General features: G+C 48.5%; 12 protein-coding genes. 4 read left to right on the top strand and 8 right to left on the bottom strand.

Features of this window, described 5'->3' with window-relative positions:
• Positions 1-64: 64 nt before the first annotated feature.
• The 4 genes from wecB to pdxS form a co-directional block, all read right to left on the bottom strand.
• Positions 65-1222: a UDP-N-acetylglucosamine 2-epimerase (non-hydrolyzing) gene (gene wecB / locus QZ105_RS01450; RefSeq protein ID WP_366935950.1), complete on the bottom strand. Its 1158-nt coding sequence runs from the start codon at positions 1220-1222 to the stop codon at positions 65-67.
• A gap of 16 nt (positions 1223-1238) precedes the next feature.
• Positions 1239-2252 carry a glycosyltransferase family 4 protein gene (locus QZ105_RS01455; RefSeq protein WP_293728073.1) on the bottom strand — a complete coding sequence of 338 codons (1014 nt, stop codon included), beginning with the start codon at positions 2250-2252 and terminating at the stop codon, positions 1239-1241.
• A 281-nt stretch (positions 2253-2533) separates the two neighbouring features.
• Positions 2534-3106, bottom strand: a complete 573-nt coding sequence (pdxT, locus tag QZ105_RS01460) for a pyridoxal 5'-phosphate synthase glutaminase subunit PdxT (RefSeq protein WP_366935952.1) — start codon at positions 3104-3106, stop codon at positions 2534-2536.
• A complete protein-coding gene (gene pdxS / locus QZ105_RS01465; RefSeq protein ID WP_293728107.1) occupies positions 3103-3978 on the bottom strand; it encodes a pyridoxal 5'-phosphate synthase lyase subunit PdxS in 876 nt (291 codons plus the stop codon). Before pdxS ends, pdxT begins: the two co-directional genes overlap by 4 nt.
• A gap of 136 nt (positions 3979-4114) precedes the next feature.
• Between pdxS and QZ105_RS01470 the strand changes: the two genes are divergently transcribed.
• Entirely contained in the window at positions 4115-5530 is a 1416-nt protein-coding gene (locus tag QZ105_RS01470; protein WP_293728075.1) for a PLP-dependent aminotransferase family protein, read from the top strand.
• A 2-nt stretch (positions 5531-5532) separates the two neighbouring features.
• Here the strand turns inward: QZ105_RS01470 and QZ105_RS01475 are convergent, their stop codons facing one another.
• Positions 5533-6153 carry a YigZ family protein gene (locus QZ105_RS01475; RefSeq protein ID WP_293728076.1) on the bottom strand — a complete coding sequence of 207 codons (621 nt, stop codon included), beginning with the start codon at positions 6151-6153 and terminating at the stop codon, positions 5533-5535.
• A 228-nt stretch (positions 6154-6381) separates the two neighbouring features.
• On the opposite strand from QZ105_RS01475, the gene QZ105_RS01480 reads away from it, so the two are divergent.
• A complete protein-coding gene (locus QZ105_RS01480; RefSeq protein WP_293728077.1) occupies positions 6382-7359 on the top strand; it encodes a bile acid:sodium symporter family protein in 978 nt (325 codons plus the stop codon).
• A gap of 118 nt (positions 7360-7477) precedes the next feature.
• On the opposite strand, the gene QZ105_RS01485 is transcribed toward QZ105_RS01480, so the two are convergent.
• The 3 genes from QZ105_RS01485 to QZ105_RS01495 form a co-directional block, all read right to left on the bottom strand.
• A complete protein-coding gene (locus QZ105_RS01485; RefSeq protein ID WP_293728108.1) occupies positions 7478-7834 on the bottom strand; it encodes a type II toxin-antitoxin system PemK/MazF family toxin in 357 nt (118 codons plus the stop codon).
• A 5-nt stretch (positions 7835-7839) separates the two neighbouring features.
• A complete protein-coding gene (locus QZ105_RS01490) occupies positions 7840-8094 on the bottom strand; it encodes a hypothetical protein (protein ID WP_293728078.1) in 255 nt (84 codons plus the stop codon).
• 119 nt (positions 8095-8213) lie between these two features.
• Complete coding sequence (locus QZ105_RS01495) at positions 8214-8903, bottom strand: hypothetical protein (protein WP_293728079.1); 690 nt, start codon at positions 8901-8903, stop codon at positions 8214-8216.
• Positions 8904-9741: 838 nt separating this feature from the next.
• On the opposite strand from QZ105_RS01495, the gene ahpC reads away from it, so the two are divergent.
• Positions 9742-10305 carry an alkyl hydroperoxide reductase subunit C gene (gene ahpC, locus QZ105_RS01500; protein WP_293728080.1) on the top strand — a complete coding sequence of 188 codons (564 nt, stop codon included), beginning with the start codon at positions 9742-9744 and terminating at the stop codon, positions 10303-10305.
• A 4-nt stretch (positions 10306-10309) separates the two neighbouring features.
• Entirely contained in the window at positions 10310-11956 is a 1647-nt protein-coding gene (locus QZ105_RS01505) for an FAD-dependent oxidoreductase (protein ID WP_293728081.1), read from the top strand.
• The last annotated feature ends 64 nt before the right edge of the window (positions 11957-12020 follow it).

Consider the following 12020-nt stretch of genomic DNA (forward strand, 5'->3'; position numbering starts at 1 on the left):
ACGTATGCCTAAATTCACAATTGTGTATAATATAATTTTAAATTATTTCACAAACAATGTCCACTTAATTATGCTGAAATTCGGAAAAAATTTCTGCGTCAAAGCCATTTTTGCGTAAAATAGCGCTGATGATACGTTGGCAGGCCTTGCCGTCGCCGTAAGGATTGGCTGCCTCCGCCATGGAGCGGTAATGAGCGGCGTCATCCAAGAGCAAATTAGTTTCCCGCAGCACGTCCTCGTAGGCCGTGCCCACCAGCTTAACGGTACCGGCCTCCACCGCTTCGGGACGTTCCGTAGTATCGCGCAGCACCAGCACCGGCTTGCCTAAAGCGGGAGCCTCCTCCTGAATGCCGCCGCTGTCCGTCAGCACGATGTCGACCTTAGCCATTAAATTAGCGAAAGGCTCGTAATCCATAGGCTCGATAAGATGCACACGGTTCAAATGCCCCAGCTCCTGCTGCACAATTTCGCGTACCTTAGGGTTCTTATGCACCGGGAAAATAGCCTCCACATCCTCATGAGCCTCCAGCACGCTTTTCAAGGCGCGGTACACATGACGCATAGGCTCTCCCAGATTTTCGCGGCGATGCGTAGTCATCAAAATCAGACGGCGGCCGCTGGCAAACACCTTGTTAAAGTCCTCATCCTCAAAATGATAATCGGAACGCACGGTAGTCTGCAAAGCATCGATAACAGTGTTGCCCGTTACCAGAATATTTTCCGGCTTGACATTTTCCCGCAGCAGATTGGCCTTGCTGGTCGAGGTAGGAGCAAAATGCATATCGGCAATAGCGCCTGTCAGCTTGCGGTTCATTTCCTCCGGATAGGGGGAATATTTATTGCCGGTGCGCAGCCCGGCCTCCACGTGCCCTACGGGAATCTGCGCATAAAAGGCTGCCAGCGCCCCCGCAAATGTAGTCGTAGTATCGCCATGCACCAAAACCATATCGGGCTTGGCTTCCTCCATAACAGGCTTCAGGCCCATCAGCGCACGGGTAGTAACGTCGTACAGCGTTTGGCCGCTGGTCATAATATTCAGGTCGTAGTCCGGCTTAATGCCGAAAAGCTCCAGCACCTGGTCCAGCATTTCGCGATGCTGAGCGGTAACGGCCACAATGGGCTGGATATATTCGGGATATTTGCGCATCTCCAATACCAGCGGACACATTTTAATCGCTTCCGGGCGGGTACCGAAAACAGTCATCAATTTAAGTTTTTTCACGGTTCTTCCTCCCCCTTTACCTGTCGTTCAGAATACCGATTTTTTTAGCGCCGACTGCCACAGCCGTAATGATAGCGGCAATGATTAAAGCCGCGTAAAAACCGTCCACCTCGGCCCACAGCACTGCCGCAATGCCCAAAACCGCGGTAATGCCGTACATCAGCAGCACTGCCTGCTTTTGGTTCATGCCCATGGCCAGCAAACGGTGATGCAGGTGCCCCTTATCCGGCTGGAAGATAGGGCGCCCGTTGCTGTAGCGACGCATGATGGCGAAGGCCGTATCCATAATCGGCAGGCCCAAGGCAATGGCCGGGACGATCAGCGCCACAGTCGCCGCCGTTTTTACCGCGCCGTATACAGAAATAGCCGCCAGCATATAGCCGATGAACATACTGCCCGTATCGCCCATAAAAATAGTGGCCGGATTAAAATTATAACGAATAAAGCCGATAATGCCGCCGGCCAGCGCCGCCGTCATGACCGCGATATGGTAATAGCCCATCTGCACCGCTACCAGAATCACCGTCAGCGACGCAATGGCAGATACGCCGGCAGCCAAGCCGTCCAGCCCGTCTATCAGATTAACCACATTCGTAAAGCTGATTACCCAAAAAATAGTCAGCGGTATGGACAGATAATCCAAATAAAAATAGCCGCCCAAAGGATTATTAACCCATTCGATGCGTATATCGAAAAGCACCAGTACGCAGGCAGCAAAAATCTGCCCCAGCAGCTTGACCTTCGCCGGCAGCTGGTATTTATCGTCCAGCACGCCCACGATAACAATCACCGTACTGCCAACCAAAATACCCACAATATCCTTAGTCAGCTCCAGGCTCGCTACTGCGGCAAACATAAAGGCAATATAAATAGCCAAGCCGCCCAAGCGCGGCATAATTTTTTTATGCACTTTGCGGTTATCGGGCCTGTCGATAGCACCGATGCGGAAGGCTATTTTTTTTATATAAGGAGTCAATATATAGCTCACCAAAGCGGCAAGCAAAAAGGGAAACCCATAAGCGCTTAACATTATTATTTTCTCCAAACGTCAAACAACAGACAAAACAGAAAATCTAAAGCTACGTCTATATAGTATATCATCTTTCAGTGTTGCGTCAATTACTTTTGTTACAAAAAATACAAGGACGCCGTATTTTCGTTATAAAATAAATATAAAATACAGCCCGATTATAGCCTGCGCGACGTCCGCAGCGAAATAATTCCATTACTGATAACAGCCTGTACGCAGCGTTCCGCGGCAGCAAAAAAGCGGCGCGCCGACCAGCGACGAACCGCTTACGAATTTTTATTTTATTTTTCGCACATCGCGAGAAAATATTTGTGAATCGCCATACTTTTATCCAAATCCAGCTCCGGGTGAAACGCCAACGCCAGCTGATCGCCGTAACGCGCCGCCACAATACGTCCGTCGACTTCCGCCAAAACTTTTACGCCAGCGCCGGCGCTTTCAATATAAGGCGCGCGGATAAAGGTCATAGGCACGCTGCCCAATCCGGCAAAATCCGCCTGCGTATGAAAGCTGCCCAGCTGCCTGCCGTAAGCGTTGCGTTTTACGGTAATGGGCATAGTAGCAAAATGCACCTTATCATCGTTGCTCAAATGCTCCGCCAATAGAATCATTCCGGCGCAGGTCGCCAGCACCGGCAGCCCCTGCTGAATTTTTTCCTTGAGCGCAGCATACATATCCAAATCACGCAGCAGCTTGCCCTGCACCGTACTTTCGCCGCCGGGCAGCACCAAGCCGGTCAGTTCCTGTTCCACATCCGCCTTCTGCCGCAGCTCTATGCAGGGCGCGCCTAAAGCGCGCAGCGCCTGAATATGCTCGATAAAGGCCCCCTGTACCGCCAAAACTCCAATCATTATTTACCACGCTCCGCCATCAGCAGCTGAATTTCCTGTTCGTTGATACCCACCATGGCTTCGCCCAGATTTTCGGACAGCTCGGCCAGCATTTTCGCATCCTTAAAATTAGTGACGGCTTTCACAATAGCCTGCGCTCTTTTTGCCGGATCGCCGGATTTAAAAATACCGGAGCCAACGAAAACGCCCTCTGCGCCCAGCTGCATCATTAAAGCGGCATCAGCGGGAGTTGCTACGCCGCCGGCGGCAAAATTAACTACGGGCAGGCGCTTATGCTCATGAACATAAACTACTAAATCATAGGGCACCTGCAGCTCCTTAGCGGCATTAAACAGCTCGTCCTCATTCAAGGCTGCCAGCTGCGCAATCTGCTGGTTCATTTTACGCATATGGCGTACTGCCTGTACTACGTCGCCGGTACCGGGCTCGCCCTTAGTGCGGATCATAGCCGCACCTTCGTTGATACGGCGCAGCGCTTCGCCCAAATCTCTGGCGCCGCACACGAACGGCACTTTAAATTTAGTTTTGTCGATATGATAAACGTCGTCCGCCGGAGACAGCACTTCGCTTTCGTCGATGTAATCGATTTCCAGCGCTTCCAGAATCTGCGCTTCCACAAAATGACCGATGCGGCATTTTGCCATTACAGGAATAGAAACGGCGTTCTGAATTTCTTTAATCAGCTTGGGGTCGCTCATGCGGGCTACGCCGCCGGCAGCGCGGATATCTGCGGGAATCTTCTCCAGCGCCATTACGGCGCAAGCGCCGGCAGCTTCGGCGATACGCGCCTGCTCCGGATTAGTAACGTCCATGATAACGCCGCCCTTGAGCATTTGAGCCAGCTGTGCATTTAATTTATAGCGTTCGTTCATTATAATTCCTCCAATAATAATTTACTTGGGATTTTGCTTTACAACAGCCTCCGCTACGTAGTATTATACAGACAGCTGAACATATTCATATACTCATTTTTTGCTAAATTATTATTGTCAGATGACAAGGAGAAATCAAATGCTGACTTATAGCTTTGCCAATCTGCACGGCGACAGTATGTATAACCATCTTTATAAATGCATCAAAAAAGATATTGCAGCAGGTACGCTGCAGGCCAACGAAAAGCTGCCCTCCAAACGGACGCTGGCCAAAAATTTAGGCGTCAGCCTTATTACCGTAGAAAACGCTTACGCCCAGCTCGCGGTAGAAGGCTACATTTATTCCCAGCCTAAGCGCGGCTATTACGTAGCAGATTTGCAGCAGCAAAAACCACCGCACCAGCGCGCCTTGCCGCCTGCAGCCGCTTGGACAATGGACAAAAAAAAGCCGCTGCTGAGCTTTGCTCAAAGCAGCGTTCCTGCAGATACCTTTCCATATAATACATGGGCGCGACTGCTGCGCCACACCCTGACTACCGCCGACGAACACGCGCTGATCAGCGACAGCTCCGCCGGGGGCGCAGCCCCTCTGCGCCGGGCGCTGGCACGCCATCTGTACCAGTTCCGCGGTATGCAGGTACAGCCGGAGCAAATCATCATCGGCGCCGGCACCCAGACTCTGTATAATTTAATCGTCCAGCTTTTGGGGCGCAGTCATATTTACGCGCTGGAAGACCCCGGCTACCCCCAGCTGGCGGCTATTTACCGCGCCAACGACGTTTTCTGCCGCCATCTGCCCATGGACAATCAAGGCCTATGCGCCGACGTACTCGCCAGCAGCGGCGCGGATATTCTGCACATCACGCCCTCCCACCAATTTCCTACCGGCGTCACCATGCCCATCAGCCGCCGCTACGAGCTGCTGCGCTGGGCTGCGCAAAAGTCCTGCCGCTATATTATCGAAGACGATTACGATTGTGAATTCCGCCTGTCAGGCAAGCCTATCCCTCCGCTGCAAAGCATAGATACGGAAGAAAAGGTAATCTATATCAACACCTTTTCCAAAACGCTGGCTCCTACCTTCCGCGTCAGCTATATGCTGCTGCCGCCCCATCTGGCTACACTCTTTTATGAAAAACTGGGCTTTTATTCCTGCACAGTTTCCAATTTCGAGCAATTCACTTTAGCAAAATTTATTGACGACGGCTATTTTGAACGCCACATCAACCGCATGCGCACCTATTACCGCAACAAACGCGATTTGCTGCTGCAATACCTTGCTGACTGCCCCGCCGCTAACGCACTGCGGCCGGAGGGCGAGGACAGCGGCCTCCACTTTTTGCTGCACTTGGCTACGGACGCGCCCGACACTACGCTCAAGCAGGCGGCCGCCGAGCAAAATATCGAAATAAAATTTTTATCCGACTACTATTACCAAAAAACTAACGACTACAGCCATACCCTGCTGATGAATTATGCCGGACTGGCGGAGGAACGGCTGTATCCCGCGCTGGATAAGCTTTTCAGCGCCCTGCTGCCCTATTTAAAGCTATAAGCTTATTCAACCGGCACCTCAGCATACTCGCTGCTCTCCAGCTCCAGCTCTATAGCTCTGTTCAGTCGTTCAGTCAGCCAAGCTTCCGCCTCCTCCTTCTGACTGTCGCGCATCTGCAAAATTATCTTAGCCTGCAGCCCGTATTCAACATCGGCAATGGCGAACAAGCTTTGCTGGTACAAAATATTTAAAATACGCCCTGCGCTGTTCACATCATAGGTAAAGCTAAAGCGGCTCATTAAAACCCGCTGGGCCAGCCCGCATTCCTTCAAGGCCCCGGCTACGCTGCCGCTGTAGGCACGCACTAAACCGCCTGCTCCCAGCTTAATACCGCCGAAGTAGCGCGTTACTACGGCCGCCGTACCGACGAGCTGGTTTTTACGCAGCACCTCCAGCATAGGAATGCCCGCCGTACCCGACGGCTCGCCGTCGTCGCTGGAACGCTGCGCCAAATCGTCCACTATATAGGCCGAACAATTATGGGTGGCATCCCAAAACTCTTTTTTTACGGCTTTGATAAACTCCTGCGCCTCAGCTTCACTGTTCACCTTTTTCAGCGTGCAAATAAAACGTGATTTTTCTATAATTATTTCTTTACGGTAATCCTTGCTTATCGTGTACAAGAGGTGTGCCTCCGTCCTTAATTTTCTTCATTTTTATAACTATTATAACACATCGCTGGCACGTGATGAAAAATTTTACTGTTTTTCACAGCATCACTTTATTTTTCAGCATATCTTTGCTATAATAGTGGACGTTTAAAATATAAAGGAAGAAGTTCGCGCAAGCGGATATTTTTCCAAGGGCATCCGCCCGCAGTATTTATTTTTTAAGGGAAAGAGGTATATCAAATGAAACAAATCTGCGCATTGATCGGCAAGTTCTTTGGCATTATCGCCATCGTCTTTCTGATCCTCGGTATGGTCATGCCCCAGAATTTTCTGTGGGTATTAGGTAAGGTGGGAGGCATCAGCGTTCTTAGCTGTCTCTTAGGCGTTGTAATGTTCGGCATGGGCACAACGCTCAACTTGAAAGATTTCGCTTTAGTTTTAAAACGCCCCGCCGACGTTTTAATCGGCGCATGCGCACAATTCTTTATTATGCCCGGTCTGGCTTACTTACTGGCTACGGCTTTCAATCTTGACCCAGCGCTGACTGCCGGCGTTGTACTGGTGGGCACCTGCCCCGGTGGCACTTCCTCCAATGTTATTACCTTTATGTCCAAAGGCGACGTAGCGCTGTCCGTTACCATGACCAGCGTTTCCACCGTACTATCTCCTATTTTAACTCCGTTCATCACCTATTTAATCATCGGTCAGAAAATAGCTTTCGATCCGGTAGGTATGTTCTTCTCCATCGTGCAAATCGTAATTCTGCCCATCTGCCTGGGTTTAGCAGTTAAATCTTTTCTGCCCAAACTGGCAGCTACGGCTACCGACTATCTGCCCGCAGTCTCCACTATCGCTATTTCCTTAATCATCGCCGGTGTAATCGGCGCCAGCCGCGACCTGATCCTCAAAACCTCCGGCCTGATTATTCTGGTAGTTATTCTGCATAACTGCTGCGGTTATGCACTGGGCTTCGGCATTGCACGCCTGTGCGGTCTCAGCTGGAAAAAAGCAGTCGCTCTTTCCGTAGAGGTTGGCATGCAGAACTCCGGTCTGGCAACCGGTCTTGCTAAAGCTCACTTTGCCGCAATGCCAGCAGCTACCGTTCCCGGCGCTGTGTTCTCCGCCTGGCATAATATTTCCGGCGCAGTTCTGGCTTGGCTGTTCCAAAACTATCTGAATCCTAAATTCGATCCTGATTACGATAAGGAAAACGCATAAAACTAATATTTATTCAAATGCATCGTTTCGCAAGCGCCGCTTTTCCGCGGCGCTTTCTTTTTCTGCTCAACAGCAGGAAATACCTATTTTGCAGCAAAGATAGTAAAGATATTATAGATTATTGCAGATCTAAGATAGCCGCTATAGTCTCCTGTACGCCAGTAAATTGCTCCGGTGCCAGTTCAGCCACTTTTTTCCAATTTCTTACTGTATAATCCATACTTTTTATTTGTTCACATAAAATATCCCCATGAACAGAACATTCCCCGGAAATCTTTACATGCAAAGGGAAGCTCTCCCTAATTGTCGATGTTATAGGGGCTACTACCGCCAAACCAGTATGCCTTTGAAATTCTGTAGCCGATATTACCAAAGCTGGCCTTCGTTTTTGAATTTCCACACCGGCCTGCGGGTCAAAATCCAATAAGATAATATCTCTTTGCATAGGAACCTTTGCTTTAAACTTAAAAATCATATTAGTCAAAATTCCTTTCCAACAGAGTCGCCTGAAGCAGCCTCGTGGCACTTATAGCTTCCTTCATAACCAGCAAATAATTCTTCCAAAGATCGTCTTTTTTTTAAGATTTTTTGAATAATAATTTGCTGCCCGTCAGCAGTAATAGAAATATCATCTCCTAAGGACATATTTGCTAAGGAAAGCATATCCTTTGTCAAGCGAATCCCTTGGCTATTTCCCCATTTGCTGATTGTAGATATTAATGTCATCGTAGTCATATTATCACCACCTTTAATCGCAAAATGTATATGCTTGTATATACATTTTAGCAAATAACAGCAATGCAGTCAAGAATAAACAATAAAGCCAACGCATTTGTGATTTTTTATCCCACCTCCTAAAAATAGCTTTGTTCATTCTCCTGTGCCAATAACTGCCGCAGTCCGGAAAAATCTGCGTTGACAAACGATAACAATGTATATTTATTATGCAGGTAAGCAATGAAATCCTGTAGATTATTGCAATTCATAAATCTGCCCTTCATGTGCAAATATTCGCGCAGCACAGCATTTACCATGCGCACAACGCTTACGTCCACAGAATCATTAGAAAATTTGTTTAATTGAAGATATATTTCTTTAAAACTATAGGGCATAGGACAAAAGCCTCGCTGCTGTAAGCTGATGAATAAACGCCCATAAAGCAGCAGCCTGCGCATTTCCTGATTAAGCTCATCTGCCGTTTCCGTATACAGCCACTTATTATCGTCCGCATATATACTCCACTTGGGTGGCAACGGCATTCCCCATGCCTTCAACAACTGCTTACCTATACTTTCCGGAAATACCGGATAGTACAAATTCAAATTTTGTATATCCTTGACCTGAAATGCTATGACTGTACCGCCTATCAATTTACCCCCATTAATCCAGCTATACACCTGCTGTCCAGGAGCTAAATCCTCGTATACCTCTACATCAACCTTAAAATATTTGCCAATCTGTAACCGTGTCCCTTCATTCCTGCAATATCGCTGCATGAATAGATTAATCTCCTTAACGGACGCCATAGTGAAATCATTCATCATACCAAAACGCTCTCCTTTGTTGTAAGATTTTGAAAATTTCGAGCAATCAATATGTATTCCAAAAATAATCTTCAAAATTTTACGCACTCACTCATTTTCATTACATATTTCTGCGTTTTTTCAGAACATTCCTGTTATACAATCAACTTGTTAATATTATACATTATTTTCTCTAAAAGTCTATATGTATATCAGAAATTTTTGAAATTTATTTTCAATTGAAGCAGGAGGATTTTTAACAAGTATCTAGAATAGAGCAGCTCTTTTATACATTTTTCCAAGAAATAATGTCAAGTAAACATATGTTAATCAAGCTGACCACAATATATAAGCGTCAATATAAGCCTAGAGTATAACACGATAACCGAGTACTAGCTTGCGTAAAACAGTTTAATATGTCAGCCTGGCGTACCGCCTGCCGGACAGCGACGAGCATTTTCAAATTTATCTGCGACCCGACGGCAGTCAGATAGAAGACGCTTTTTGGTCGTCCTATGATACTCAAGCCGAAAATTCGCAGGACAAAAACGAATCGTAGCAGAAACGGAAAGCGATAAATAACTGCACTACTAGCCAAGAGAAGAATTTACAATTCGTTGAAGAAATAATAAGCGAAAATTCAAGCGCTAACGCAATACTCAGCGCGCACAAAGTAGCCAACGCAGCTAAAGCGTTGGCTATTCTTCATTATGCTGGGATAAAATTCACAAAAGTATCAAGACATTGCCTCCTAATGGATAATAATTATCCTTGACATTGTTTGGTCATCCCTTTATAATATTTATAGAAGTTAGTTCTCGCTAACTAAAAATAAGTTATATTTTAAGGAGGTATTTTTATGTCCCTGATCAACAAAGAAGTTAATGATTTTACCGTACAGGCATTTGTAAATAATTCTTTCCAAGCTGTTTCCAAGGCTGATATTCTTGGTAAATGGAGTGTGTTCTTCTTCTATCCCGCAGATTTCACCTTTGTCTGCCCCACTGAATTAGAAGACTTAGCCAACAAGTACGCTGAGTTTCAAGCTATCGGCTGTGAAATCTATTCCGTTTCCACCGACACCCATTTTGTACATAAGGCTTGGCACGACGCTTCCGAGCGCATCAAAAAAATTCAATACCCGATGCTGGCCGACCCCACCCACGCTCTGTCCAAAGATTTTGAAGTACTGATTGAAGAAAACGGTCTGGCAGAACGCGGTACCTTTGTTGTTAATCCCGAAGGCAAAATCGTTGCCTACGAAGTAAACGCCGGCAACGTAGGCCGCAACGCCGACGAACTGCTGCGCAAGGTACAGGCTCTGCAATTTGTAGCTGCCCATGGCGACGAAGTTTGCCCGGCTAAATGGCAGCCCGGCGCAGAAACCTTGAAGCCCAGCCTTGATCTCGTAGGTCAGCTTTAATATCATGGCACAGAATTACGATAATTTATATGACGTAGTGGTTATCGGCGGCGGCCCGGCAGGCTTAACGGCAGCCCTGTATTTAGCCCGCGCTCGTTACCGCGTACTGGTCGTGGAAAAGGAGCAGTTCGGCGGCCAGATTACCATTACCGATGAGGTAGTCAATTACCCCGGCGTAGAACGTACCAACGGCAAAGCTCTTACCGAAACCATGCGAAAGCAGGCGCAAAGCTTCGGCGCAGAATTTCTGCTGGCCGAGGTAGAAAGCCTTTCCTTAGACGGAGATATCAAAACCGTGCAAACCAGCCGCGGCGAATTACGCTGCTTTGGTATCCTTTTGGCTACCGGCGCTCATCCCCGCAAGGTGGGCTTTCTGGGCGAAGAAGAATTTAAGGGTCACGGCGTAGCCTATTGCGCAACCTGCGACGGCGAATTTTTCACCGGCAAGGACGTTTTCGTAGTAGGCGGCGGTTTTGCCGCTGCGGAGGAAAGTGTATTTTTAACAAAATATGCCAAGCACGTTACCATTTTAATCCGCGGCGAGGATTTCACCTGCGCTGAAGCAACTGCCGAAGCAGCTCGTAAGCATGAAAAAATTACGATTCTTACCAATACTCAGGTAGAAGAAGTAAGCGGCGATTCCGCCCTGCGTCTGCTGCGCTACCGTAATAATATTACCGGCGAAGTAACCGAATACCGTCCGCCGGAAGGCGACACCTTCGGTGTCTTTGTTTTCGCCGGTTACGCTCCGGCTACCGAATTGGTTCGCGGGCTGGCCGACGTAAACGAACAAGGCTATATTCTTACAGACCGCAGCCAGCGTACCAGCGCAGAAGGACTGTATGCCGCAGGCGACGTTTGCGTTAAACCGCTGCGTCAGGTAGTCACCGCCGTAGGCGACGGCGCTTTAGCAGCAACAGAGCTGGAACGCTACGCGGCAGAAATGCAGCAAAAGACTGGCCTGCATCCCAAGCAGCCTAAAGCATCCGCTCCCTCTCCGGCTCCTGCTGCTGCCAACGCAGCGCCGAAAAGCGAAGCAGGGCTGTTCTCTGCCGATGTTTTAGCACAGCTGCAAACTGTCTTCAGCAGAATGGCACAGCCTCTGCGTCTGCGCCTGTATTTAGACCAACGCTCTGTTTCTGCCGAGCTGCGAGGTTACATGGAAGAGCTTGGTAAGCTCACTGATAAGCTGAACATAGAAATTGCTTCAGATGCCGGCTCCGTATCCGCTCTTCCCTGCGTGCAGGTTTGCCGCTCCGACGGCAGCTGGACGGGTCTTGCTTTCCACGGCGTTCCCGGCGGCCATGAATTTACCTCCTTCATTCTAGGACTCTACAACGCAGCCGGTCCCGGCCAAGCTCTGGACAGCGCTGCGGCAGCAGCTATCAACGCTCTTCCTGCCCCTATCGATATGAAGATTTTAGTATCGCTTTCCTGCACCATGTGTCCGGAGCTGGTAACTGCGGCTCAACGCATTGCGTCAGCACATTCTCAGATTACCGCGCAAGTCTACGATATCACTCATTTCCCGGAGCTGCGGGAGCAGTACAAGGTTATGAGTGTACCCTGTCTGATTATCAACGACAGCCAGGTTTCCTTCGGCAAAAAGAATATCAATCAGCTGCTGGAACTTCTCTCCAAGAAGGCGTAAAGCCACAGCCATGCCGCTAAACAAATGTCAGCTATAAGCTGCACGCTACTGGCACGGCATATGT

Source organism: uncultured Phascolarctobacterium sp., from assembly GCF_905212365.1.
In the GTDB taxonomy this organism is placed as follows: Bacteria; Bacillota; Negativicutes; order Acidaminococcales; family Acidaminococcaceae; genus Phascolarctobacterium_A.